Below are 24,826 nucleotides of genomic sequence, written 5' to 3'. Positions count from 1 at the left end.
AGGGCTCGAGTGCGGCAACCGAAACATCGTTCGGGAACGCTCGCCCGGTCGCCGGCGCGGGCGGGGGGTCACGGATGATCGACCTCGCCGCGATCGTGCGAACCGACTTCCTGTTGCTGTTCGGCATCGGCCTACTCGGCGGTGTTCACTGTGTCGGCATGTGCGGCCCGCTGATAATGCTGTACGACGGGGCAGGCTCGGTGCGAACCGACGGGGGCGCTTCGCGTCGGCCGTCCAGGCGAGCGATGTATCGCCACGGCCTGTTCAATCTCGGCCGAACCGTCAGCTACGCGACGCTCGGTGGTCTCTTCGGGGCGCTCGGCGGCGTCCTGTACGTGACGACCGACTCGGTTCTCGCCGTCACGAACGTAGTCAGAGGATCGGTCGGCGTCGCGCTCGGCGTTCTCGTGATCGGTCTGGGGCTGGGACACGTCGTCGGCAAGTCCGACGTCGGGCTGCACAGCCTCCCGCTCCCAGGTCTCGGGATCGATCAGTTGCTGCGCGCGGCCTCGAGCCGCATCGACGACTGGGCGTCCGGGCGGCACATCTTCGGGCTGGGGCTGGCCCACGGCCTGCTCCCCTGTCCGATGTTGTACTCCGCGTTCGTCTACTCGTTTGCCATCGGCTCCCCCGCGACCGGCGCTGCCGCGCTCACGGCGCTCGGCCTCGGGACGTTCCCGGCCGTCTTCCTCTACGGAACGGCGATCAACTCGCTCGACCCACTCCACACCGAGCGGTTGCACCGCGCCCTCGGCATCGTCTTCGTCGCGCTCGGATACGTCCTGGTCGCCCACGGGCTGATGGCCCTCGGGGTTCACGTGCCACACCCGATGCTCCCCCACGCCGAACTCCTGGCAGCTCGGTGATGGCGACCGCCGCCGGGCGATAGAGTGTTTCTCGAAGACTCACAGCGAGCGTGCCTCGAGTGATCGGCGACTCGAGACGAGGCCGAAACACTGCGTCTATCCGTTCACACCTCCAACGCGACTGCAATGAGAGAGGACGCGCCGTTTGCGACCCTGTACGTCGGCGTGTTGCTCGCAGTTCCGGGTGTCCTGGCCTGGGTGAGCGGACAGGCGCTGATCTTTCCGAGCCTCGGACCCTCCGCGTTCCTGTTGGCGACGGTTCGCAGCGGCGAAACGGTCACGCCGCGACGGGTGATCGGCGGCCACCTCGTCGGCGTCGTCGCCGGCCTACTCACCTATCATACGATCGCACCTGGGCTCGAGGTGACCGTGGCTGCACCGATGCTCGCCACCGCCCAGCTCCGACTCGTCGCCAGCGGCGTCGTCGCCGTCGCACTGACCACAGGCGGAATGTTCGCGACCGAGACGGGCCACCCGCCGGCCTGCGCGACGACGCTGATCGTCGCACTCGGCTTGCTCCCGTCGCTCGTCGACGCGACACTCATCGTCGTCGCCGTGGTCAGCCTCGTCGGCGCACACGAGTTTGTCACGCACGAACGGGCGTTCGGTGACTACATGTCAGTCGAGCACTGAGCCTGTCGGGCGACATCGAGCCACAGTTGCCCGTTCGACCCGGTCGCTACTCGAGCGGTTGTGACGGTCGGCGCGAAAAACAGCCCCACAGTGGGGCGACGGTCACCTGTCGACACGCGGTGTGCCGTTTAAATGACGCGGTTCTGCAGGTAGTCGAGGTGCTTTGCGTTATAGACGATTTTGACCTCGTCGGTCTCGGCCGAACCGATGCAGGTCAGACGGACGTTCTTGTCCTCGACCTCCTCGTCGGAGAGGATCTGCTGCATGTCCATCTGGATCTCGCCTTCTTTGACGATGGCGGCACAGTTCGCACAGGCACCGGCACGGCACGAGAAGGGCCAGTCGTAGCCCTGCATCTCGGCCGCCTCGAGGATGTATTCGCCCTCGGCGACGTCGAGCGAGCCGTAGTCCTCCTCGTCGAGGCCAGCGTCAGCGGCCTGCTCGAAGAGGTCGTCGTCGTCCATGTCCCAGCCCTGGTCGTCCAGTACTTCGTAGTTGAGGTATTCTACCGTGGGCATCACTCCCCGGTTCGAGCGCCGTACTGGTATAGCTTGCTGTTCAGACCTCAATCGTCTTTGAGTCAGGATCGACCAATTCGAATCCAAGATAGACAGGATTTGGTGAACGATAGTGGGAGCCACGGGGTGAGAAGTGAAAATTTGTCTCACGAACGGCCAGTTGATCGAAATAATTGCCGGGTTCGGACGCATAGTGCCGATCACGTCCCGACCAGCCCCGATCAGAACCCGAAGATCGGCAGAAATCGGAACGTCAGATAGGCACCGACCGTCGAGATGGCCGGCACGACGTTTTGCATGAGGATGACGCGGGCCGTCGTCGAGGGATCGAACAGGTCCGATGCCTGCGGGATGTCCTCGGGTTCCTCCTCGCCGATTTCGGGGGAGCGTTCGCCGGCTTCTTCGGCGGTCAGCGCGCCGACCGAGACGCGCGTCTCTTCGCCGCGGGCGGCCTCCGATAGCGTCGTCGTTCGGGTGGCTCGGCCCCAGCCCAGCCCGACGATGCTCATGGTCGCGATGACGACGAAACTCGCGGGGATGCCGATCGACGAGAGGCCGACGACGATTCCGGAGCTGATGACCGCGACGACGATCGCCGCCGTCAGCGGGAGGTTCGTGATGTCGTTACCAAGCGTATCGAGCGTGCGCCGAGCGATCGTAAAGCAGCCGACGGCGACCGCCGCGGAGCCGATCAGGATCAGCGTCGTCATGTCGACGTCGCCGGTGCCGTAGATCGGCGCGATCGCGTTGGCGATGTTGCTCGTCCCCGAGGAAAAGCCCATCAGACAGCCGATGGCGACGACGGTCAACGCGCCGACGATCTCGCGTCGATCGGCGTCGACACCGAACTGGAGTCGCGGGACGAGTCCAGACCGATCGATCGAGACCATCGGGCGGCCCCCTTTCTTCTCCTCGATGGCGACCCAGGCGTTGATCCGGGGGTAGAAGTATCGCCCGACCACGCCGGCCACCCAGAACCCGAGGATCGGCGCGACGATCCACCAGACGACGATCTCACCGAGCACGTCCCAGTTGAGTTCGCCAGTCGCCATCCCCAGCGCGGCGATCGCTCCGACCGCAGTCATCGACGTCGAGGCGGGGACGCCCGCGTAGTTGCCGATGAATAGCGCGCCGCCGATAAAGAAGAGCACGGCGACGTTCGACCGCAGGGTAAAGATGGCGGTGTCGGTGACGAGTTCCTCGCCGAGCGTGGTGACGACCTTCGGGCCGATGGTGTAGGCACCGAGGAAGAAGAAAATCGACATCAGTCCGGCGGCCATCACCTTCGTGATCACGTTCGCGCCGACGGCCGGGCCGAACGCCGGGCCGGTCGTCGAGCCGCCGATGTTGTAGCCGACGAAGATCGCGGTGAGGATCCCTACGATAAGCAGTACTTCCGTCACGGCAGACAACTCGTACGTCCGATGGTAAAAACGCGCCTATTTGCGATTCCCGTTGTCGAACCGAAGACGTGCGGGGCGATCCGAGACGCGCACAGTTCTGCGGCTCACGAACAACGACGAGTCTCAGCTTACCGGACGACCACCACCGGAACCGGGGAACTCCGGAATACCTTCTCGGCGACGTTGCCGACAAAGATGCGATCCGCAACGGACCCAGTGTGGGTACCGATGACGACCGTCTCGTAGTCGTCGGCCCGGTTAATAATCGCACGAGCGGGATGGCCAAATTCGATCGCGGTCTCGAGTTCTGCGTCGCCATCGGCGTCCGCGACGATGTCGCGTGCGCGATCGAACACTTCCTTCGCGTGTTCCTCCGCCGCTTCCTCGAGATCGTCAGCGAGCGCAAGCCCCGTCGCGTGTCCCCACATCTGGGACGGTTCGCCGACGACGTGTAAGACGGTTATCTCGGCGTCCGGAAAGACCTCGAGAGCGTACTTGAGGGCGTGTTCGCTCATTTCCGAGTCTTCCATCGGAACCAGGATACGTGAGACCATACGGCCCCTTCCACACCGGAACGAGTGAATGTTCCCCCGCCCACGGCGGGTCGGGGATTCGCCTTGCTATCCGGTATACACACGCAGGGAAGGCACAGGCCCGGACAAACCGGGACTCGAACGGGTGCAGTACACAGCCTATGGCTCGGCCGAGCGCGAAAGCGCGATATGAGAGTGACACCTGACTCCTCAGTGGACAGTATTGTCGGACAGAGAGGACGCCTCGAGTCAGAGTCCGAACACGGGAACGAACCGAAACGTCACGTACGTCCCGATCGTCGCGATAAGCGGAACGACGTTTTGCATGAGGACCACGCGGGCCGTCGTCGCCGGATCGAAAAGGTCGGCTGCGCTGGGAATCCGCTCGGATTCCTCTTCGCCGATCGGCGGCAGTTCCTCACCCTCTTGGTCGGCGGTCAACGCACCGACCGAAACGGGAGGCGACTCCTCGCCGCGGACCGCATCAGAGACCGTAACCGGCCGCGTCGCCCGTCCCCAGCCGAGCCCGATGATACACATCGTCGCGATGATGACGAAACTCGCGGGAATGCCGATCGCGGAGAGAAAGATGACGAGCGAGGCGCTGACCGTCGCGGTGACGATCGCCGCCGGCAGCGGGAGCTCCGTGAGGTCGTTGCCCATCGTCTCGAGGGTACGCCGCGCGATAGTGAACGTTCCGATCCCGACCGCGAGACAGCCGATGATGATGGCGGGGTTCATCGCGAGTTCACCGCTTCCGACGAGCGGGGCGATCGCGTTTGCGATGTTCGAGGTCCCGGAACTGTACGCCATTAGGCAGCCGATGACGATTACCATCACCACACCACCCAATTCGCGCCGATTCGTCGTGTCGCTTGGAACCGGAATCGGAACGGGACGGGATCGGTCGATCTCGAACAGCGGTCCCTGGCTTCGCTCCATCGCGATCACTCGATTGATGGACGAGTAGAAGTAGCGGCCGATTATTAGCGAGACCCAGAATCCGATGAACGGCGATACGATCCACCAGACCGCGATCTCGCCCATAACTGCCCAGTTGAGTTCGTCGGCGGCGAGTCCAAGTCCTGCAATCGAGCCAACGGCAGTCATCGACGTCGACGCGGGGACGCCGAAAAAGTTGCCGACGAATAGTGCGATGCCGATAAAGAAGAGCACGGCAACGCTCGCCTCGAGCGTGAAGACGGCGGTATCGGTGACGAGTTCGGTACCGAGGGTATCGACGACACGGCGGCCGATGGTCCACGCGCCGATGAAGAAAAATACCGTCATCAGCGCACCAGCACTGACCTTCGAGATGGCGTCGGCACCGACGGCCGGACCGAACGCCGGTCCCGTCGTCGCACCGCCGATGTTGTAGCCGACGAACACCGCGACCAGGATTCCGACGAGTAGCAGTACTGAAATCATGCGTGGATACCGGATGCACACCCATTTTCACGCGATGTAATTCGCGTCGCACTTCGCCGAGGTGCACCTCGCCGCATCGGGACGGGCGAGCATCGCTGACCCGGCGGTCGTCGATTCGCCAGACACTGGTGGGTAAATCTGGCGGAGTATGTCGGTCGAATCATCCATCCCGTCTCCGTTCGGTACCGAGCCCACGCGTGGTGCCGACCGAGAGTCGGAATTTCCCGTTCGGCCGAAGGCGAGCAAGGGATACCGCCGTCATTCAGTGGACCCATCTTCCGTATCATCCGTGACCGTCTCCTCGAGTAGTTGTTCGATCTCCTCCTCGCGTGGCCGGCGATCGATCCGCTGATCGACGGTCTCGATCTGTTCCTGCACCGCGTCGACCTGTTCACCGACGGTTTGCTCGACGGTCCGTTCGACTCGTTCGCCGACGGTTTGTTCGACCTGTTCGACTTGCTCATCGACAGTCTGCTCGACAGTTTGCTCGACCTGTTCGACTTGTTCGTCGACAGTCTGTTCGACGGTCTCTTCGACCGTCCTCGTCATCCACTCCGGATCGAAGCGTGCCATCTTCCAGACGATGTGTAACGCGTACGAAATCAACACGCCCAGTCCGAACGCCAACCCAACGAGCGTCCCGACTGAGACGATCAGGATGATCGAGACGAAGATCAAGACACCGTAGGCAAGATCGATGATCGCATCGATGCGACGCGAGTTCATCGCTCGGGACACCCCTTCAACGCGATATCGGATCCGCTTCGGAACCGGTTGATGCCCCCACTCATGACGTAGTATTATCTCAACGTAAGGTGTGAAATCAGTTTGGGGGTACTACCGTTACTGTTGTCGAGAGATGAACTGTGTCGCTCGAAACGGGTCGAGTCGACGGAGCGAACGCGACCGACCCACGGTAATGCTGATGGCTCCGTCTCGCTGTCGGTTCGAGAACCGTTGAACGGAGTTCCCGGATACGAGACGGCTGTCGGACTGACACCGCCGGACTCGAAATTTCTTGCCAAAGAATTTCAATTGGGACCACCCTATGTCTCGATATCATGTGTTCTGACGGGAACGCCGTTCAACAGTTGGAACGACGAAACGGTCTCTCCACCGAATCGGTTCGAATCGACGTCCGTCGACGTGCGAACCGTACCACTCCGAGCCGGTCAGGTGACGGTCGACGATGCTGAATCCTGCTCGCGTCGACGCGGCCATTGATCTCGCGTACGGCGCGTTGATCGTGCTCTCGATCGGCCTGATAGCGACGCTCGACACGATGGTCGGGCTCGCGTTCGGCGTCGGCGTGTTCTCCTCGTACGTCCTTCACGTCGTTTGGAAGATGGCCCGGTTCGATCCGGACTGGATGACGAAAGCGGTCGAGCAGACCGTCGGTGAAACGGTCGAGAAACAGGTCGAAGACCTCCAGACGCAGGTCGAGGAGACCGTCGGTGAAACGGTCGAGGAACAGGTCGAAGACGTCCAGACGCAGGTCGAGGAGACCGTCGAGCAGACCGTCGGTGAAACAGTCGAGAAACAGGTCGAAGACGTTCAGACGCAGGTCGAGGCTGTCAACGAGCGGATCAACCGTCGCCCTCGAGAGGACGAACTCGAGGAGATCATCGAGGAGTCGGTCGAGGACGAGTCGGAGGCCTAGGGGCGCGAACGGACTCGAGACGTCACTGGACACCTGTCAATCGATTCCGGCGGGTCCACACCTCGACATGGCTGGGCCGAGACACAGCGACAGCAGACCGTCTCATACGGTTTGCTGTAACGATGTACCGGTGCAACCGCGACCGCCCTGCGGTTGCACCGGTAATGATTTACAGTAGACCGTATCAGCGGACGAGGGTCACCGGTACCGGTGACCGCTTCGAGACCGTCTCAGCGACGTTTCCGACCAAGAATTGGCGCGTCGCACGGGTCCAGTCTTTGCCGTGGCTGCCGATGACGACCGTATCGTACTCCTCGGCGCGGTCGATGATGTTTCGAGCCGGATGACCGATGCCGACGACCGTTTCGATCTCGCGGTCGCGGTCGGCTGCGATCTCGCGTGCGCGTTCGAAGACCTCCTCGGCGCGCTCGGCTGCGGCCTCGTCGAGGTCGTCCTCGAGCGAGAGGCCCACCGCGTCGCCCATCATCATCGACGGGACGCCGACGACGTGAAGAACGGTGACTGCGGCGTCGGGATTGTTGTCGAGCGCGTACTCGAGAGCGTGGGCGGCGTGTTCGGAGTCGTCCATCGGAACCAGAATCTTCGAGAGCATGCACGGAGTTACGGTCTCGAGCGACGTAAGTTTCCGTCAGGCGACACCCGGGAGAATCGAGAAGAACCCGTACGCGAGGATCGTCGACATCGACGGGCCGATGATCCACATCGAGACATACTTGATGATCGCGCGGGGGTTGAAGAGGTCTTCGCCGCGAAGCACGGCTTCTGTCTCGGGTTCGCCGATTTCGGGTGCCGTCTCGCCTGCTTTCTCTTCGGCAACGATAGCGCCCAACTCGATCTCGGGGTTCTCGACGTCGCGGGTGACCGCCTCTCGGACCGTGATCGGACGGGTCGCCCGACCCCAGCCGATGCCGACGATCGTCATCACCGTCGCCATCACGAGGCTGATCGGGATGCCAGCCCACGAGAGCAGCGTCGTGATCGTGGACGCGGTCACCATGACGAACAGCGCCGCGAGCAGCGGGATATCGCTGAGTTCGCCGCCGACGGAGTCCATCGTTCGCCGCGCGATCGTGAAGCCGCCGAGACCGATCGCGAGCGTGGCGAGGATGATCGCGGTGTCGGCATCCAGTCCGCTGGCGGTCCCGACCAGCGGTGCGGCGGCGTTCGGGACGTTGCTCGCGCCGGCGCTGAACGCCATGTAACAGCCGATCACGAGGACGGCAACCGTCGTGACGAGTTCCTGCCTCGTCGTGTTCGGACCCAGCGTCGGCGTCGGAACCGCTCCGCGGCGATCGAGGCGCAGCAATGGCCCCTCGGACTTCTCGACGTCCACTCGTCGATTGACCCACGAATAGATGTAGCGGCCGATCAGCACCCCGATCCAGAGGCCGATAATCGGCGTCACGATCCACCAGGTGATGATCCCCGCGACCGTCTCGTAATTGAGCGTTCCGGTCGCCAGTCCGAGGCCGGCGATCGCGCCGACGGTCGTCATCGACGTCGGGACGGGGACGCCGAAGACGTTGGCGATGAGCATCCCCAAGCCGATAAAAAAGAGCACGCCGACGCCGGCGGTCAGCGTGAGGTCCGTCGTGATGATCCCCTCGCTGAGCGTATCCATCACGTTCCGACCGACGGTCCAGCCCCCGAAGAAGACGAAGAACGTCATGACCGCCGCCGCCGTCGTCTTCGTGACGATCCCGGCACCGACGGACGGACCCCACGTGATCCCCGTCGACGAGCCGCCGATGTTGAAGCCAACGAAAATCGACGCGACGACGCCGACCAGCAGCACGGTTTCGACCATCGGCCGACAGTACGCCGCTGCTCGTCAAATAAGTACGGGAACCATCTGATATATTACTCGAATGATACGGGTATCCCGCAGTCTCGAGCGCTGCTGGTCCGAACTGCCATCGGTTGGAACCGATCTGATTCCTGACTAGACGAGAGGCGGTACTACTTCTATGACACGTCTGGTCAGCGATCATCGTCGCGCCAGACGTTCGAAACGACGCCGTTCGAAACGAAACGCGAACAGTACTCACGGTCTCGGCTCGAGTCAAGACGAGCCGACCGCAAGGCGCGCTCACACGCCCCAGAAGGCGGCGATCCCGAGCACGGTGACGATCGACAGCAGTAACTGCAGCGGCGCGCCGACCCGCGCGTAGTCGCTGAAACGATACCCGCCGGGGCCGTAGACGAAGAGGTTCGTCTGGTAGCCGATTGGGCCGAGGAATGCGGTGCTCGCGGCGAAGGTCACCGCCAGCACGAACGCGAACGGGTTCGCGCCGATGCCCGTCGCCGCAGCCGCTGCGACCGGAAGCAGGAGGACGACGCTGGCGTTGTTGCTGATGACCTCCGTGAGCAACCCGGTCAGGATGTAGAACAGCCACAGTACGACGAGCGTCGGCAGGAATCCCGCCGACTGGACGACCAGCCAGGCGAGATACGCCGCGCCGCCGGTCTCCTCGAGCGCGATCCCGAGCGGGATCACGCCGGCCAGCAGGAAGATGATGTCCCACTCGACGGCGTCGTAGAGCTCGTTCGGTTCGAGGACGCCGGTGACGACCATCGCGACGACGCCGGCGAGCGCGGCGATCAGGATTGGATAGATATCGAGCGCGGCGACGGCGACGACGCCGACCATGATGGCGATGGCGATCGGTGCCTTGTCAGCGCGGTACTCGGGTCTGGGCGGTTCGCGCGCGACAATCATGTCGTCGCGACGGGCGAGCCGGTCGAGCGTATCCGGCGGGGCCTGGACGAGCAACGTGTCACCGACATCGAGGCGCGTGCCGACGATGCGGTCAGCGACGAGGTCGCCATGGTGGCGAAGCCCGAGGACGGCCGCATTGAACTCCTCGCGGAAGGCCTCGGGGTCGAGGCGCTCACCGACGAGCCGCGAGTCGAGCGAGACGACCAGTTCCGTGATGATGCCCGCCTCGGTCGGCGCCGTGAGGTCGTCGACGGCGGCCTCGCGACCGACCGGTTCGACCCCTTCGACGGCCTCGAGCGTCGCGATGGCATCGCGGTCGGTCCGAACGACGAGGACGTCGCCTTCTGCCAGCCGCGTCGCCTGCCGGGGCGCGACCGATCGGGCCTCGTCGTGGATGACCTGAACGATGTCGACGCCGGACCCAAGGAGGGCAGTCGCCTCGCGGACCGTCTGGCCGACCAGCGGAGAGCCCGGCACGACGGCGACGTCGGCGACATAGTCTTCGACGTCGTACTCCTCGAGGTAGTCCGCCCGCGGCGGAACGCGTTCGGGTAGCAGGTAGTGGCCGACGAAGATCAGATACAGCGACCCGACGAGGAGGACGATTACGCCGAGTTTCGTGAACTCGAACATCGAGAACCGGTGGAGTTCGGGATACTGGGACCCCAGCCGGGCGCTGACGTCGCTCGCGAGAATGTTCGTCGAGGTGCCGATCAGCGTGAGCATCCCGCCCATCTGTGAGGCGTACGACAACGGGATGAGCAGCTTCGACGGCGACGTGTTCCCGCGGTTCGCGACGTCGGTAACGACCGGCACCAGCAGTGCGACCACTGGCGTATTATTCAAAAAGCCCGACACCGGGCCGGTCGCAGCGACGGTCGCAAACAGTTGCCTGCGAAGGCTGTCGCCCGCGAACGCGGCCATCCGCCGCCCAAGTTCCTGGACAAGGCCGGTCCGGCTGATGCCGCCGCTCAAGATGAGCATCGCCAGCACGGTGATCGTCGCCTCGTTCGCAAAGCCCGAGATCCCGGTCGCGGGGTCGACGCCCGTCCAGGGCTCGAGGACGACCAAGAGCACGATCAACAGGATCGCAGTGACGTCGATCGGCAGGCGCTCGGTGAGAAAGAGCACGAGCGCGAGTCCGACAATGCCAAAGACGACGAGGGTGTCCGTCGTCAGGTCGGGTTGAGTTACAGTCGTCTGTGCGATGAAATCGCACGCCGACACCGGCATAGGGCGACCGACACCGACCACACTTGTAACGATTCTGTCGAGATCGGGAACAGTGTCGCGGCGATGGCGGTCGGCGAAACCGTCGCCTTTACTCGCACCGGCCTCGCGCACTCGAGTATGCACACCGACGACGACGCGCGCGAAGAGTTCGAGGTGATCCCGGCAGTCGACATTCAGGACGGCGAGGTCGTCCAGCTCGTCCAGGGCGAACGCGGGACCGAGAAAACCTACGGCGACCCCGTCGAGGCCGCCCAGCGGTGGATCGACGCCGGTGCCGAGACGCTACATCTCGTGGATCTCGACGGCGCGTTCGAAGGCGAGCGCGCAAACGTCGACGCCATCGACGCGGTGATCGACGCCGTCGACGTGCCGACCCAACTGGGTGGCGGGATCCGCACCGCCGACGACGCCGTCGACCTCCTCGAGCGCGGCGTCGATCGGGTCATCCTCGGCACCGCAGCGGTCGAGAACCCAGAAATCGTCGCCGAGATCAGCGAGGAATATCCCGACAGCGTCGTCGTCAGTCTCGACGCAAAAGACGGCGAGGTCGTCGTCGAAGGCTGGACCGAAGGGGCCGGGATTTCGCCGGTCGAGGCCGCCGAACGCTACGCGGACCTCGGAGCCGCCGCGATCCTCTTTACGAACGTCGACGTCGAGGGGCAACTCGAGGGCGTCGCGACCGAGCCCGTCCGCGAACTGGTCGACGCGACGGACATCCCGGTGATCGCCAGCGGTGGTGTCGCGACGCTCGAGGACGTCCGAGCGCTCGCGGAGACCGGTGCCGCCGCAGTGGTCGTCGGCAGCGCGCTGTACGAGGGCGAGTTCACGCTCGACGAAGCGCAGGCTGCGGTTGAAGGAGACAGCTAAACGAAGTGGATCAGTGACTGCCGACCGCCCCAGCGTTCAGCGCTCCCAGAACTCGGGAGTCAACAGGACGAGCACGGGGACGATTTCGATGCGGCCGATCCACATCATGACGATCATTACGGTCCGGGTCAGCGGCGAGAACGCGAGGTAGTTGTCGAACGGACCGGCGACGCCGAACGCGGGGCCGATGTTGAGGAAGATCGAGGCGGCCGCCCCGAGCGCGTCGAACTCGTTGACCGGGGAGCCGACACGGGCGGCGTCGACGACGATGACGACCGTCAGCAGGAAGAAGATGACCAGCGCGAGGGTGACGTACGTAAAGACGTCACGGACAGTCTCCTCGTCGACCACCGTCTCGTCGAGTCGAAGCGGCCGAACGGCGTCCGGGTGAACGGCCAGAAACAGGTTTCGGCGGAACGCCTTGAGGACCACCAGCCAGCGCAGCGACTTGATCGAACACGTCGTCGAGCCGGCCATCCCGCCGGTAAACATACAGAGAAACAACATGTGCTTTGCGCCGGGCGACCAGAGGTCGAAGTTCGCCGAGGCATACCCCGTGGTCGTCACCATCGACACCACGTTGAACAGGCCATGGCGGAGCGTCGGCTCGAGCCCCATCGCGATGTCGGGATCGAGCGCGAGGGTGGCGACGACGATCGCCGTGATCGACGCGAGGACACCGACATAAAACCGGAACTCGGCGGACTCGAGCGGCCGACGGAGCTCACCCTGCGTTACGGCGTACAGGACCACGAAGTTGGTCGCGCCGACGATCATGACGGGGACGAGCGTCCACTGGACGATCGGCGAGAACGCCCCGATGCTGTCGGGCTGTGGCGAGAAGCCGGCAGTCGAGACGCTGGTCAGGGCGTGTGCGACGGCGTTGTAGAGGTCCATCTCGGGTGCGAGGCCGGCAAGGTGGAACGCAAAGAGCACGACCGTCGTAAGGACCGTCAATCCGACGTACAGCCCCCAGATGAGACGGGCCGTCCGGTCGAGGTGGGGATGGAGCTTGTGGACGCTTCGAGTCTGGGTTTCGGTCTCCATCAGCTGGGCACCACCGACGAGCAGATGCGAGAACAGGCCGATGGCGACGATCAAAATGCCGAGGCCGCCGAGCCACTGCAGGATTGCCCGCCAGAGCAAGAGCGCCCGCGAATGGACCGCGAACTCGGCGATCACGGTCGCGCCCGTCGTCGTCACACCGCTCGTGCTCTCGAAAACAGCGTTGACCGGCCGTGCGAACACGCCCGTCTCCGCGACGAGAAACGGGATCGCCCCGACCAGCGCGACGCCGAGCCAGGTCAGCGCGACCATCAAAAACGCCTCCCGTTGGCCGATCTCGCGCTCGTCGGTCAGTGCCTCGAGGCCGGCACCGAGGACGACGGTGACGACGATCGTGACGAGAAACGGGAGCGGGTCGTCCCCGTCGACGACGGCAAGTGCGAGCGGGGTGATCGTCGGGACCGCGAGCCACTTCAGGACCGTCCCGGCGAGGCTACAACTCGAGCGCCAGTCGACGCGAAGCGCCATCTACCGACGTATCAACGGCCGGCAGGATAACGATTCGGAGTAAAGAGACGACGCATACGGACGACTGTCACTGATACGGTCTGCTGTAACGAGTGACCGGTGGGCACTGACCGATAGACGACTGGCTCACTCCTGTTTGTACCCGTGGCCGACGTAGAGAGCGAAGACGTTGGCGGCGAGCAAGAGGAGAAACACTAGCGTCACGTCGGGATCGCCAAGGCCCTGTGTGAGCAGCGGAAGATGGACGAACGGGAGCGCGATCGCGACCCAAAACGAAAGAAACTGTGTTGGCCCTTTGAGCGAGCGCAACAGCCAGCTGTATCGATCGCGCTTGGCTTCCGGCTCGGGGCTCGAGGGGGAGATTGAGTCGTTTGAAACGGGGGAGTTTGACATCGAGACGGAGCACCTCTTCTCAAATACGACATTCACACCATAGATCATATAACGGGTCGAAGGTTGACTTGGTTTCGGTCCGTTTTACACGCAGTTATGGACGTTCTAACGTTTTCATATATTCTCAAAATCGTTTAGACCTTTTATAACCCAATCTAGTGCCGTTTCGGAGATCGTCATCAAATAGGGCGCTAACAAGCCGAACCGGTGTCTGTGGGGAGCGAGCGCAACCGCCTTGTACCGGGGACGGTATGCGTTCGACATGAGCGAGCGAACGGCAACCCGCACGCGCGAGACAGCCGAGACGTCGATCGAGTGTACGCTGACGATCGACGGGACGGGGACGGCCGCGATCGACACCGGCATCGGCTTCTTCGATCACATGCTGACGTCGTTCGCCAAACACGGCCTGTTCGACCTCGAGATCGACTGTGACGGCGACCTCGAGATAGACGACCACCATACGGTCGAGGACGTCGCGATCGTCCTCGGCGAAGCGTTCGACGAGGCGCTCGGCGATCGGTCGGGGATCGTTCGGTACGCCGACCGAAAAGTACCCCTCGACGAGGCCGTCGCGGGCGCCGTCGTGGACGTGAGCGGCCGGCCGCGGTTTTACTTCGACGGGGCGTTCTCCCAGGAACAAATCGGGGGATTCACCAGCGACATGGCGCGTCACTTCGGCGAGTCGCTGGCGATGAACGCCGGGCTGACGCTCCACCTCGAGGTCGACGGCGAAAACGCTCACCACGAGGTCGAGGCGCTGTTCAAAGCGCTGACCCGGAGCCTCGACGATGCGACCCGGATCGACGAGCGTCGGCAGGGAACGCCGAGCACGAAAGGCACGCTGTAGGCAGTTTTTGGTTGGCTACGGGCGACGCAGCTCCCCCCCGTTTTCGACGAACTCGCCGTCTTCGATCGCGTACTCGACGATCGCTTCGGCCTCGTGACTCTCGAGGTCGTAGGCTCCTGCGGCCAATTCCTCGACGGCACGTCGCTGCATGGGGAACTCACGGTTTCGGAGGAGTCGAATGACCTTGCTGTAGGCCCGCGGCGGGCTCGCCGACGAGGGTGGCGCGCCGGCGCCGTCGGCCGCGTCCACAGGTTCAGCGCCGGAGTCATCCGGTTGCTCGTTGCGTTCGAGCGTAATGCCATCCGCAAGGCTCGTGGCGTCGGAATCGGCTTCATCGGAGTTCGGGTCGGCTTCAGCGGCGTCTGCGTCGGAATCGCTCGGATCCGAATCCGGTTCGTCGCCAGCGGATTCGCGGTCGGAGGTGTCGGGTGCGGCGCGCTCGTCAGCGGCAGCGTCCGTGACGGTCGCGTTCGACGACGCGGTTCGGGATCGGGTCGCCGCCGGGCCGTCGGCGGTGGCGACGACCGAGCCGTTTTCGGGGTGGCCACCGCCGATCGAGTCGTCGACTCCGAGGCGAGCGAGCAGCGGTTCGAGCAGCGTCTCGAGTCGATCCCGGCAGTCGGGACAACAGACGATGCGTCGCTGTTCGGCCTCCGTCGGCTCGAGTTCAGGTGGGACGATCTCGAACGTGCCGACGGCGTCGGCATCACAGAAATCACAGGTCCGGAGTTCGCGCATAGTGATAGATCAGATGGCCGAACGCAAAAAGCATCCGTCAGACAACAGTCTCGACAGCGATCGCAACCCGTTGGCAGCGACACCGAGCACGACCGATCGCCGGACATTATAGCCACGCACTCGTAGAGACGGCAACGAATGTTCGACGAGATCATGGAGAAGTTCGAGGGGTCACCGAGTCAGCAAGCCGTGATCCGCCTGCTGCTCGAGCGAGGGTTCTCCGTCAACGACGACGGGCGGGTCGTCTCGGGCGGTATCGAAATCCCGAACACGGGAATCGCCCGAGAGATCGGCGTCGACCGACGGGTCGTCGACTCGACGACCGACGTCATCCTCGAGGATCCCGAACTCCGGCGTATCTTCCAGAACATCTCACAGGTGCCGAGTCTGATGGATCTGGCGCCGGTACTCGATCTGACGGTGCTGACGATTACGCCCGACGACGCCGAACAAGAAGGGATCGTCGCCGAAGTCACGGGGACGCTCGCCGACAACGGCATCTCGATCCGCCAGACGATCAGCGAAGACCCCGAGTTCACCGACGAACCGCGACTCTACCTGATTACCGACGAGGAACTACCGGGCGAGGTCATTACCGAGATCCGCGACCTCGCGTTCGTCCGGAAGATCGAGCTTCAGTAGTCGGGGGACTCACCGTCGACGACGTCCGCGAAGTCGGTGAGCACCGACTCGAGCGCGCTCGTGAGTTCCTCGAATCGATCGATCGACATGGCGTCGACCGTCACCCAGACGCCGTGGGGACCTCGAATGACGCGTGAGAGATAGCCGTTCTCGAACATCCGAATCGTCGCCTGATACTCGCCGAGTTGCGTGTTTCGGTAGGCCGACTGGGAGTGAAAGCCCAGCCGTTCGTGGTCGGCAAACCCGACGAGGTCGGCCGTTTGCTCCAGATCCGACCGGAGATAGAGTTGTTCGACGATGTCCTCGGTAAAGTACGTGATACTGCGGAGTTCGTCGCCCACCGTCGTCCGACAGACGCTTCGGAGCTCGTCCGCGAGTTGGGGATCGATCGCCTCGCTTTCCATGTGACCACACACCGCATAGAGAAATAATAACGTACTGGTCGGGGCGAAACATACCTGACAGCCCATCTGTAGCCGCCAGACGAGGGGACCGACGGGCTCTTTTCACCGGCTGGAATAGTGGCGCCATGGCCAGCCTCGAGCGCCGACAGTGGGAATATGACCCGAGAGGTGAGCGGCAGTGAGCGACGCATACCGGACGGTCGCCGACGCTGCCACTGCCGAGTTCGTCGTCCAGGGCTCGGAGTTCATCGGCCACGTTCGACCGGTCGACTCCGTCGACGCCGCCGAGGCGTTCATCGACGCCGTCAACGACGAATACGCCGACGCGACCCACAACGTTCCCGCCTATCGCATCCGAACCGGTGACGACGGCGAGGGCTACTTCCTCCGGGAGTACTCGAGCGACGAGGGCGAACCCTCGGGCTCGGCCGGCAAACCGGCGCTGAACGTGCTCACCCAACAGGAACTCGAGAACTGTGCGGTCGTCGTGACCCGTTACTACGGCGGGACGAACCTCGGCGTCGGCGGGCTCGTCCGGGCCTACTCTCGGGCGGTGAAAGAGGCCGTCGAGGCAGCCGGCGTCGTCGAGGAGTGGCCACACGAGCAACTGGGGATCACCGTCGACTACGACGACTCGGGGACGGTCCGTTCGATTCTGGAAAGCGAGGGCTACGAGTTCGACGCCGACTACGAGGCCCAGGTCTCTTTCGACGTACGCGTCCCGCGCACAGAAGCCGAGGCGCTCCGGGATCGGCTTCGCAGCGCCACCAGCGGCCGGGTCGACCTCGAGTAGCTGGATCAAACGGAACCCGATCCCAGCGTGTCGAGATCGCACAGCCGAAGCGTGTCGCTCCCGCAGCGGGGGCGTATCAGTTCGACCGGAAACGAAGAGTTGCAGGGGATAGCTATACTGAACTTCCGCGCGTCCAGCCAGACATGGACAGAAACGTCTGTGGGATCGACCGACTCGGCCGTGTGTTTCTCTCGGCGATACTCCTCGTGGCCGGCTATCGAAACCGACAGCGAACGCTCGGCACGCTCGCGTTCGTCGCCGGCAGCGACCTCCTCGCCACTGCGGTCATCCAGCGCTGCCCGCTGAACGCGCTACTCGGAATCGACACCTGCGATACGGCACAGTAGCGTCGGAGCGGATCGCTCGAGTCCAGACCGCTCTCGACTCACCCCATCAGCGGCTGCTCCCCTCGTCGGGCTGGTACGGGACAGCGTCGTCGACCGGCGGGGCACCGATCGCGATCACCGAGGCCGGTTCGTCGGCGCCGGCTGGGTTGTACACCCGGTGGGGGATTCGGGCTCGGCCGCGAACATCGATCCCTCGGGGACGGTAACCTCCCCTTCGGGCGTCTCGGCGTACAGCGTCCTCGAGAGGACGACGACCGCCTCCGCTCGAGTCTTGTGGTAGTGGGAGGCAAGCGGGAGCCGTTCGCCCGGTGTTGCATCGAAGCGATTGATCGCGACCGCGTCCATCCCGGCCGCGTCGCTCAGCCGGCGGAGATCGCAGGGGCGGGTATCGGCGTGCCCGCAGTCGTCCGGATCGACGACGCTGTAGCTCATGGAAGTTCGATTCGGGCGATTCGCAAAAGTCCGTTGTCCGGTTCAGTGAGAGAGAGCGCGCACGCGGCTCACGTCGTCCGGAACGCGCGGTCGCCGGCGTCGCCGAGGCCGGGGACGATGAAGCCGTCGTCGTCGAGCCGGTCGTCGATCGACACCGTCAGGAGGTCAGCCTCGTCGTGTTCTTCGCCGACACGGAGCAGGCCTTCAGGGGCAGACACGGCCGAGAGAACGATCAGGTTCTCGGGTTCTGGTGAGTTCTCGATGACGTGCTCGAGGACGGTACACATCGTACTCCCCGTCGCGAGCATGGGGTCGGCGATGATGACCGTATCTTCCTCGGTGATTTCGGGCAGTTTGACGTAGTCGACCGTAATGGGGAACGAGCCGTCCTCGTCGCGGCCGGCCTCCTCGTCGCGGCTGGCGCTGATGACGCCCTGTCGCGCCCGCGGGAAGGCCTTCAGCAGGCCCTCGACGAACGGCGTCGCGGCGCGCAAGACGTTGATGATCACCACGTCGTCCAGGCCCTTGACACGCTCGCCCATCGTCGGCTCGAGCGGCGTTTCGATCTCGACGTACTCGGTCTCCATCCGGCCGTCGATGATCTCGTAGCCACAGATCCGGCCGAGTTTGACCAGTCCCTTTCGGAAGCTGACCTGCTCGGTCTCGACGTCGCGCAGGCGCGAGAGCGTATCCTTCGCCAATGCGTGCGTGATGAGATAGGCGGTATCGCGGTCTTCGATCGGCATATCCCAACAGCCACTCGCCGGGTAGTTCACAGTATCGATCAGCGCCGATCCCCAGCCCGCACTGAGACCAATGGACAGCAGGTACAGCAGACGTGCGTAGCGTCCGACTCGGTGCCGTGTGACAGGCAGCGAGACGCGGGTGTTGCCCTGACGAGTGCCGGCAGAGAAGTTTATACTCGTTCGCACGTTATCAGTCGGCCAGTCGAATGGAAGAGAGCATCTCGGGATTCAAAGTTCGCGGTGACTGGGGCGACATCGTCGAACACGGCGAGCGCATCACGCGCGCGCTTCGAGAGGTCGATGTCCACGACTCCGATCAGGCCGCCAACACGGACTACACCGCCGCCTTCGAGGAGTGGGACGAGTGGCGTCCGAAGGCCCACGAAACGCTCGAGTCGGACGTCAGCGAGAAGACGGCCGATCAGGCAAGCGTCGAAGAAGGTAAAGGCGAAAAGGCCGGCAAAGAACCAGATGAAGACATCAAGACCGCCGGCGAGAAACTCTCGGAGTCGTACGAACGCCTCGAGGACGACGATGCCGAGGCGGCGGTCGGCAACTGGAAGGAGTCGATCGACTACGTCGCGCGAGCGGCCGACTCCGCAGGGCGCAAGGCCCTACGCCGGGTCGAGGACACGGTCTACCAGAACGTGATGACACAGCTCGCACCGTACTACTTCGACAACGAACTCGTCAGCGCCAACATTCAACAGTCCACGCGCAACGGCAGCAACGGTGAGCAGTTCGTCTTCGAGATCAACGTCAACGACGACGATCTCAAAGATGTCGTGTCCGACCGCCTCACCGAGTACGAAGACGAGATCGACCGCTGGCACGTCGAAGTCGAGAAGGATACCGACGCCGCCGAGGCAATCGAAGGCGCGGAGCCACCGCCCGAACCCGACGACAACTCCAAGTCAACGACGAACTGAGACGGACCGGGGATCTCGTCAGCCGCGAGACGGCGACAGCGCTGCTGCCAGCCGAAGGTCGGCACACACTTGTAGGAACACCCAATAGGAAGCGAGTAGATGGTCGATATCGCCACACTCGGAGCCTTCGCCGTCGCTGCAGTCGCGAGTCTCTTTATGGCCTGGGCGATCGGTGCCGGCTCGAGTGGCTCGACGCCGTTTGCCCCGGCAGTCGGCGCAAACGCGATTTCTGTGATGCGAGCGGGCTTTCTGGTCGGCTTGCTTGGCTTTTCCGGCGCGGTGTTGCAGGGAGCGAACGTCTCCGAGGCAGTCGGGACCGAACTGATCGGCGGGGTGACGCTGTCGTCGACCGCTGCCACGCTCGCCTTGCTCATCGCGGCCGTGCTGGTGGCGACCGGAATCTTCACCGGGTATCCGATCGCGACGGCGTTTACCGTCACCGGCGCGGTCATCGGGACCGGTCTCGCCATGGGCGGCGATCCCGCGTGGGCGAAGTACACCGAGATCGCCAGTCTCTGGGTGCTCACGCCGTTCGTCGGCGGCTCTATTGCGTACACGGTCGCTCGAGCGCTCCGGGCCGACGCGATCTCGGAGGAGCATCTCGTCATCGTTCTGGCTGCCATTGTCGGCGCGATCGTCGCCAACATCGAATTTGCGATCCTCGGCTCTGATACCGGCGGCGCGTCGGTCGCACAGGTTGCGGGCACGGCGCTTCCTGGCCCCGCAGTCGCCGGCACCGCCGTGGCTACGCTGGTCATCGCAACCATCTGGGCGGGTGCAATCGCGTTCGACCTCGGGAAGGGGACCGAACGTGGCGAACGACATTTCCTGCTCGTCCTCGGGGGCCTCGTCGCCTTCTCGGCCGGCGGCAGTCAGGTCGGGCTCGCGATCGGCCCGCTGATCCCGCTCTCGAACACCCTCGAGTTGCCGTTGCTTGCGATGCTCGTCGGCGGCGGGTTCGGTCTCCTGTTGGGATCGTGGACCGGCGCGCCGCGGATGATCAAGGCGATCTCACAGGACTACTCCTCGCTGGGACCGCGCCGATCGATCGCAGCGCTGATCCCCTCGTTTATTATCGCGCAAGCCGCCGTGTTCTTCGGCATTCCGGTCTCGTTCAACGAGATCATCGTCAGCGCGATCATCGGGAGCGGCTACGCGGCAGCCGGCGCTGGCGGTGGCGTCAGCGCTCGTAAAATGGGCCTTACCGTCCTTGCGTGGATCGGGTCGCTGGCCGGTTCGATCACAGTGGGCTACGTGGGATACACCGCCGTCGACGCGCTCGTGCTTTGATACGGACTCCCGTCAGTCAGTGCCAACGCACCCGCGATCCGTCCTACGGGTGCGCCGGTACATCGTTACAGTAAAGCGTATGAGACGGTCGCGCGACATCGAACGGTCTTTACACGACGGGTCGTGAGGTCGAGTATGGACGAGGACGCCGTCGACGGCACCGAACTCCCCGACGATGCGGTCCAGTGGCGACGTGACGCGAGCACCTCGCGTACCGTTCGGCTGCTCTGGACCTTCGGCGTCGGGACGTTCTTCGCCGCGATCACGATCGTCGTCAGCTGGCGGCTGTACCGGATGGCCAGCGGGATCGGCGCTGGTATGGTCATTATTGCCCTCCTCGCGGCGCTGGCCGCAACGGTTCTCGCACTCGCCGCCACGGACGACACCGAGCGGTATCTCGAGCGACTCCCGGTCGACGTCCCGTCGGGGACACGTCTGGATCGAGCGATGGACGCTGCCGTCGGCACGGTCGTGATGGGTGCCGTTATGAGCTCGCTGCTGGGTGTCGGTCGGTACGTCTCACAGAACGAATTGCTGGCCGTCGGTGCCAGCCCCTTCACCGCGCTGGTCACACTGTTACTCCCGCTTGCGCTCGTCGCGCTCGTGCTGGCCTCGTTTCTGCAGTCGGTCGGCACGTTCGACCGCGGCGCGCAGACGATCTACCTCTACGAGCCGAAACAGGCGATCGATCTCGCTGTGATCGAGGATGTCTCAGTCCGCCCGATCGGCGATACCGCCGTGCTGTCGCTCAGCTACGCCCAGCCAGACGGACAGTACGTTCAAGGGCCGCGTCGACTCGTCGTCCCGCCCGCAGTCGCACGCGATATCGCAACGATCGTCAACGCGGAGCGCTAACGCTCGTCTACCGCTCGCTCTCGTTTTCCTCGATCTCGAGCGTGGCAGCCTCGCTGTCGCTCTCCGCTTCGTCGTCGGCGCGTACTGCGAGTTTCTTGAGTCGCGCTTTCATGATCCGCGTGTTCTCGACGGTCTCGACCGTAATGCGGACGCCGTCGTAGGTGATCTCCTCACCTTCCTCGACGAGTCGCCCCGCGCGGTTGAAAATGAAGCCGGCGATGGTCTCGAACTCCTGGCCCTCGGGGAGATCAATCTCGAGGGTTTCGTTGACGTCCTCGATGTTGACTTCGCCGCGGACGAGGACGGTGTCCTCGTCGATCGTCTCGATCGGCTGTTCCTCGCCGCCCTCAAGAATTTCGCCGACGATCTCCTCGATCATGTCCTCCATGGTCACCAGCCCTTCGGTGGTGCCAAACTCGTCGATGACGAGCGCCATATGCATCCGGTTCTCGCGCATCTCCGAGAGCAACTCGTCGACGTTTTTCGACTCGGGAACGTGCAGCGTCGGCTGGATGAGATCGGCGAGCTCGAGTTCGTCGGTGCCGGACTCGCCGTAGTTGAGATCGCGGACGAGATCGCGGATATGAACGACCCCCTGCACGTTGTCGAGGCTGCCCTCGTAGACCGGCACACGGGCGTGACCGCTCTGAATACAGGTCTCGATCGCCTCGTCGATGTCGGCGTCTTTCGGGACGGCCGTCATGTCCAGTCGCGGCGTCATGACCTCCTTGACGATCGTGTTGTTAAAGCGAAATATCCGCTGGAGCATCTCGTGTTCTTCTTCCTCCAAGACGCCCTCGCGCTCGCCCGATTCGATCATCTCCTGGATCTCGTCGCGGGTGACGTACGGCGTCTCGATCGCCCCCGTCGAGCCGGTCAGTCGGTTGATCTGTCTGGTGAGGTAGTCGAAGAGGACGACGAGCGGGAACATCAGCTTCTCGGCGACTTTCAGCGGTCGGGCGACGCGAATCGACCAGGATTCGGTGTTTTCGACCGCGTACGACTTGGGTGCGCTCTCACCAAAGAGGAGCACGACGGCGGTGATCCCGAGCGTGGCGACGGTGACAGCTGTCAGACCACCGAGATACAGCCCGAGGATCGCCGTCGCGATCGACGACATCGCGATGTTGACGATGTTGTTCCCGACGAGAATCGTCACGAGCAGCCGGTGTGGGTCCTCCTTGAGCGCCTTGACACGCTCTGCGCCAGGAATCCCGTCTTCGGCCATTCCCTCGACGCGGTGTTTCGGGATCGAAAACAGCGCGATTTCGGATGACGAGAAGAACGCGGAGAGACCAACGAGTCCGACAAGGGCGAGCGCTCCGAGGATCGTCACCACCGACTGATCGATCTCGAGTCCCACCACCGGGAGCTCGTACACAGCCAACACGGTCTCGAAGGGCGGAGACAACGCCATTGATATACAGCCTTATCCCTGAATCGGTTAACAGTTTCCTATTTGACGACCGATGACGGCCATCGCCGCCGCCGACGACACGTTTACCCGGTCGTTTGCGCTACATTCGCCCATGAGTGAGACCGCCGAGCCACCGATCACGTTTTACCGGCTGCAGGGCTGTCCGTTCTGCGAGCGGGTCGCCCGGCTATTAGGCGAGTACGAACTCGCCTACCGCTCGCGGTTCGTCGAACCGATGCACTCGGACCGGGACGTCGTCAAACGCGTCGCCGGCGTCCGGACCGTCCCCGTCATCGTCGACGATGCCACCGGCGTCACGATGGCCGAGAGTGAAAACATCGTCGACTACCTCGAGACGACCTACGGCGACGGTGGCACCGACCGTCCCGGCGCAGCCGCGGCGAGCGCGGGAGGTGAAGACTGATGCTCGGCTTCGACGTCGTCGATCTCGGTCCAGCGGATCATCCTGACCCCGGCGAGACAGCACCCGCCTTCACCCGCCCGCTGGTCACCGACGAGTTTTGGGAGGACCAGCCGCTCTCGGCGCTGCTCGACGAGCGTGACGGCCCGACAATCATCGTGTTCACGCCGATGGCCGGCTCGTTCCTCGCGAAGTACGTCTGGGACGAACTCGCGGCCCGTGACTGGGATGAGCGTGCGGGACAGATCGTCGGCCTTACAGCGTCGACGCCTTATGAGATCAAGCGGTTCGTCCACGACAACGACTATCCCTTCAAGATCTTCGCCGATCCCAGCAACGCGGTCGCCGAATCCTACGGCATCGCTCACGACCTCGACGGGATGACCGGCATCAGCGAACCCCGCGTTGCGTTCTTCGCGCTCGACGCGGATCGGACCGTCGAGAGCGCGTGGGTCGCCACCGACTGGCCCGAGTTCCCCGACTACGACGACCTCGAGACCGACCTCGGCCTCGAGTAACACGGCCCCGAGCGACAGCTTTTTGCTCGAGATCGGCCGAGTTCGAATCGAATGAGCGAATTCGACCGTGCAGCCGAGGCGATCGACGCCGGGGAACTCGTCGTCTACCCTACCGAGACCGTCTACGGCCTCGGTGCGGCGGCGCTCGAGCCCGACGCCGTCGAGCGGGTCTTCGAGGTGAAAGGGCGCGATCGATCGAAGCCGCTGTCGTTTGCAGTGCCGTCAGTGCCGTCGGCGCTGCAGTACGTCCGCACGACCGAACGGGAACGGCGGTTCATGGCGACGTTTCTCCCTGGGCCTGTGACGGTCCTCTGTCGGCGACGCGAGGCCGTCCCGGACGAACTCACGGCGGGTCGCGACCGCGTCGGCGTCCGCGTCCCGGATCATCCCCTCGCGCTCAGGCTCTGTGAGAAAGCTGGCACGCCGATCACGGCGACGAGCGCGAACGTGAGCGGCCAGCCAAGCGTCCGGGAATTCGCTGACCTCGATCCCGAGATTCGCGAGGCCGCCGCAGTGATCCTCGACGGCGGTGAAACGGACGGGACCGAGAGTACCGTTGTCGACGTCTCCTCGGCGACGCTCCACCGTCGGGGCGCGCAAGCCGACGAGATCGAGGGCTGGCTCGAGACGCACTGAC

The 24,826-nt window shown here is 63.9% G+C and carries 28 protein-coding genes and 1 pseudogene; 14 read left to right on the top strand and 15 right to left on the bottom strand.

The features are described from left to right. Positions 1 to 74: 74 nt before the first annotated feature. Together E2L06_RS00500 and E2L06_RS00495 are read left to right on the top strand one after the other, a co-directional pair. Positions 75 to 866 (top strand): sulfite exporter TauE/SafE family protein, encoded by a 792-nt coding sequence (locus E2L06_RS00500; RefSeq protein WP_138777589.1) that lies wholly within the window; start codon positions 75 to 77, stop codon positions 864 to 866. A 126-nt stretch (positions 867 to 992) separates the two neighbouring features. Continuing rightward, on the top strand, positions 993 to 1,499 hold the full coding sequence (locus E2L06_RS00495) for an HPP family protein (protein ID WP_138777587.1): 507 nt from the start codon (positions 993 to 995) through the stop codon (positions 1,497 to 1,499). A 128-nt stretch (positions 1,500 to 1,627) separates the two neighbouring features. Here E2L06_RS00495 and fer read toward each other — a convergent pair whose 3' ends face one another. The 5 genes from fer to E2L06_RS00470 all read right to left on the bottom strand — a co-directional run bounded on the left by fer (position 1,628) and on the right by E2L06_RS00470 (position 6,107). Continuing rightward, a complete protein-coding gene (gene fer / locus E2L06_RS00490) occupies positions 1,628 to 2,017 on the bottom strand; it encodes a ferredoxin Fer (RefSeq protein ID WP_130499356.1) in 390 nt (129 codons plus the stop codon). A gap of 221 nt (positions 2,018 to 2,238) precedes the next feature. Then, complete coding sequence (locus tag E2L06_RS00485; RefSeq protein ID WP_138777585.1) at positions 2,239 to 3,420, bottom strand: inorganic phosphate transporter; 1,182 nt, start codon at positions 3,418 to 3,420, stop codon at positions 2,239 to 2,241. Between the two features lie 128 nt (positions 3,421 to 3,548). Then, on the bottom strand, positions 3,549 to 3,974 hold the full coding sequence (locus E2L06_RS00480) for a universal stress protein (RefSeq protein WP_138777583.1): 426 nt from the start codon (positions 3,972 to 3,974) through the stop codon (positions 3,549 to 3,551). A 228-nt stretch (positions 3,975 to 4,202) separates the two neighbouring features. Beyond that, positions 4,203 to 5,381 carry an inorganic phosphate transporter gene (locus E2L06_RS00475; RefSeq protein WP_138777581.1) on the bottom strand — a complete coding sequence of 393 codons (1,179 nt, stop codon included), beginning with the start codon at positions 5,379 to 5,381 and terminating at the stop codon, positions 4,203 to 4,205. 258 nt (positions 5,382 to 5,639) lie between these two features. After that, on the bottom strand, positions 5,640 to 6,107 hold the full coding sequence (locus E2L06_RS00470) for a hypothetical protein (protein ID WP_138777580.1): 468 nt from the start codon (positions 6,105 to 6,107) through the stop codon (positions 5,640 to 5,642). A gap of 463 nt (positions 6,108 to 6,570) precedes the next feature. Between E2L06_RS00470 and E2L06_RS00465 the strand changes: the two genes are divergently transcribed. Then, positions 6,571 to 7,041, top strand: a complete 471-nt coding sequence (locus E2L06_RS00465) for a hypothetical protein (RefSeq protein WP_138777577.1) — start codon at positions 6,571 to 6,573, stop codon at positions 7,039 to 7,041. A 184-nt stretch (positions 7,042 to 7,225) separates the two neighbouring features. On the opposite strand, the gene E2L06_RS00460 is transcribed toward E2L06_RS00465, so the two are convergent. The 3 genes from E2L06_RS00460 to E2L06_RS00450 form a co-directional block, all read right to left on the bottom strand. Further along, positions 7,226 to 7,654 carry a universal stress protein gene (locus E2L06_RS00460; RefSeq protein WP_138777575.1) on the bottom strand — a complete coding sequence of 143 codons (429 nt, stop codon included), beginning with the start codon at positions 7,652 to 7,654 and terminating at the stop codon, positions 7,226 to 7,228. A 36-nt stretch (positions 7,655 to 7,690) separates the two neighbouring features. Next, complete coding sequence (locus E2L06_RS00455; protein WP_138777573.1) at positions 7,691 to 8,869, bottom strand: inorganic phosphate transporter; 1,179 nt, start codon at positions 8,867 to 8,869, stop codon at positions 7,691 to 7,693. Positions 8,870 to 9,151: 282 nt separating this feature from the next. Beyond that, positions 9,152 to 11,014, bottom strand: coding sequence for an SLC13 family permease (locus tag E2L06_RS00450; RefSeq protein WP_138777571.1), 1,863 nt, complete (start codon positions 11,012 to 11,014; stop codon positions 9,152 to 9,154). A 117-nt stretch (positions 11,015 to 11,131) separates the two neighbouring features. On the opposite strand from E2L06_RS00450, the gene hisA reads away from it, so the two are divergent. Further along, complete coding sequence (gene hisA, locus E2L06_RS00445; protein ID WP_138782466.1) at positions 11,132 to 11,881, top strand: 1-(5-phosphoribosyl)-5-[(5-phosphoribosylamino)methylideneamino]imidazole-4-carboxamide isomerase; 750 nt, start codon at positions 11,132 to 11,134, stop codon at positions 11,879 to 11,881. A 36-nt stretch (positions 11,882 to 11,917) separates the two neighbouring features. Here hisA and E2L06_RS00440 read toward each other — a convergent pair whose 3' ends face one another. Both E2L06_RS00440 and E2L06_RS00435 read right to left on the bottom strand, forming a co-directional pair. Then, complete coding sequence (locus E2L06_RS00440) at positions 11,918 to 13,414, bottom strand: TrkH family potassium uptake protein (protein WP_138777569.1); 1,497 nt, start codon at positions 13,412 to 13,414, stop codon at positions 11,918 to 11,920. A gap of 126 nt (positions 13,415 to 13,540) precedes the next feature. Further along, complete coding sequence (locus E2L06_RS00435) at positions 13,541 to 13,807, bottom strand: hypothetical protein (protein ID WP_138777567.1); 267 nt, start codon at positions 13,805 to 13,807, stop codon at positions 13,541 to 13,543. Positions 13,808 to 14,069: 262 nt separating this feature from the next. Between E2L06_RS00435 and hisB the strand changes: the two genes are divergently transcribed. Continuing rightward, complete coding sequence (hisB, locus tag E2L06_RS00430) at positions 14,070 to 14,657, top strand: imidazoleglycerol-phosphate dehydratase HisB (protein WP_138777565.1); 588 nt, start codon at positions 14,070 to 14,072, stop codon at positions 14,655 to 14,657. A gap of 15 nt (positions 14,658 to 14,672) precedes the next feature. On the opposite strand, the gene E2L06_RS00425 is transcribed toward hisB, so the two are convergent. Continuing rightward, positions 14,673 to 15,395: a hypothetical protein gene (locus tag E2L06_RS00425; protein WP_138777563.1), complete on the bottom strand. Its 723-nt coding sequence runs from the start codon at positions 15,393 to 15,395 to the stop codon at positions 14,673 to 14,675. Between the two features lie 138 nt (positions 15,396 to 15,533). Here E2L06_RS00425 and E2L06_RS00420 point away from each other — a divergent pair, with 138 nt between their 5' ends. Continuing rightward, positions 15,534 to 16,037, top strand: a complete 504-nt coding sequence (locus tag E2L06_RS00420; protein ID WP_138777561.1) for an amino acid-binding protein — start codon at positions 15,534 to 15,536, stop codon at positions 16,035 to 16,037. Here E2L06_RS00420 and E2L06_RS00415 read toward each other — a convergent pair. Further along, positions 16,031 to 16,441 (bottom strand): hypothetical protein, encoded by a 411-nt coding sequence (locus E2L06_RS00415; protein WP_138777559.1) that lies wholly within the window; start codon positions 16,439 to 16,441, stop codon positions 16,031 to 16,033. The genes E2L06_RS00420 and E2L06_RS00415 overlap by 7 nt on opposite strands. 178 nt (positions 16,442 to 16,619) lie before the next feature. Between E2L06_RS00415 and E2L06_RS00410 the strand changes: the two genes are divergently transcribed. Both E2L06_RS00410 and E2L06_RS00405 read left to right on the top strand, forming a co-directional pair. Then, complete coding sequence (locus E2L06_RS00410) at positions 16,620 to 17,234, top strand: YigZ family protein (protein ID WP_138777557.1); 615 nt, start codon at positions 16,620 to 16,622, stop codon at positions 17,232 to 17,234. 143 nt (positions 17,235 to 17,377) lie between these two features. Continuing rightward, positions 17,378 to 17,581, top strand: coding sequence for a DUF2892 domain-containing protein (locus E2L06_RS00405; protein ID WP_138777555.1), 204 nt, complete (start codon positions 17,378 to 17,380; stop codon positions 17,579 to 17,581). Between the two features lie 46 nt (positions 17,582 to 17,627). On the opposite strand, the pseudogene E2L06_RS00400 reads toward E2L06_RS00405, so the two are convergent. Both E2L06_RS00400 and upp read right to left on the bottom strand, forming a co-directional pair. Continuing rightward, positions 17,628 to 18,013 (bottom strand): annotated as a pseudogene (locus tag E2L06_RS00400) (cupin domain-containing protein). A 68-nt stretch (positions 18,014 to 18,081) separates the two neighbouring features. After that, a complete protein-coding gene (upp, locus tag E2L06_RS00395; protein WP_138777553.1) occupies positions 18,082 to 18,759 on the bottom strand; it encodes a uracil phosphoribosyltransferase in 678 nt (225 codons plus the stop codon). Between the two features lie 206 nt (positions 18,760 to 18,965). Between upp and E2L06_RS00390 the strand changes: the two genes are divergently transcribed. From E2L06_RS00390 to E2L06_RS00380, 3 genes are all read left to right on the top strand, one after another. Further along, positions 18,966 to 19,688, top strand: a complete 723-nt coding sequence (locus E2L06_RS00390) for a DUF5828 family protein (RefSeq protein ID WP_138777551.1) — start codon at positions 18,966 to 18,968, stop codon at positions 19,686 to 19,688. A gap of 99 nt (positions 19,689 to 19,787) precedes the next feature. Further along, entirely contained in the window at positions 19,788 to 20,978 is a 1,191-nt protein-coding gene (locus E2L06_RS00385; protein ID WP_138777549.1) for an inorganic phosphate transporter, read from the top strand. A gap of 135 nt (positions 20,979 to 21,113) precedes the next feature. Then, complete coding sequence (locus tag E2L06_RS00380; protein WP_138777547.1) at positions 21,114 to 21,833, top strand: hypothetical protein; 720 nt, start codon at positions 21,114 to 21,116, stop codon at positions 21,831 to 21,833. A 7-nt stretch (positions 21,834 to 21,840) separates the two neighbouring features. Here E2L06_RS00380 and E2L06_RS00375 read toward each other — a convergent pair whose 3' ends face one another. Then, on the bottom strand, positions 21,841 to 23,250 hold the full coding sequence (locus E2L06_RS00375; RefSeq protein ID WP_138777545.1) for a hemolysin family protein: 1,410 nt from the start codon (positions 23,248 to 23,250) through the stop codon (positions 21,841 to 21,843). 112 nt (positions 23,251 to 23,362) lie between these two features. On the opposite strand from E2L06_RS00375, the gene E2L06_RS00370 reads away from it, so the two are divergent. Genes E2L06_RS00370 through E2L06_RS00360 form a run of 3 tightly spaced genes read left to right on the top strand, consistent with a single transcriptional unit; the run spans position 23,363 to position 24,825 of the window. Beyond that, positions 23,363 to 23,674 (top strand): glutathione S-transferase N-terminal domain-containing protein, encoded by a 312-nt coding sequence (locus E2L06_RS00370; RefSeq protein ID WP_138777543.1) that lies wholly within the window; start codon positions 23,363 to 23,365, stop codon positions 23,672 to 23,674. After that, complete coding sequence (locus E2L06_RS00365; RefSeq protein ID WP_138777541.1) at positions 23,674 to 24,189, top strand: redoxin domain-containing protein; 516 nt, start codon at positions 23,674 to 23,676, stop codon at positions 24,187 to 24,189. The genes E2L06_RS00370 and E2L06_RS00365 overlap by 1 nt, the downstream gene beginning before the upstream one ends. A gap of 51 nt (positions 24,190 to 24,240) precedes the next feature. Beyond that, a complete protein-coding gene (locus E2L06_RS00360) occupies positions 24,241 to 24,825 on the top strand; it encodes an L-threonylcarbamoyladenylate synthase (RefSeq protein WP_138777539.1) in 585 nt (194 codons plus the stop codon). The last annotated feature ends 1 nt before the right edge of the window (position 24,826 follow it).

The organism is Haloterrigena sp. H1 (assembly GCF_005938085.1).
GTDB lineage: Archaea > Halobacteriota > Halobacteria > Halobacteriales > Natrialbaceae > Natrinema.
This window is presented reverse-complemented; position numbering and strand designations above follow the sequence as displayed.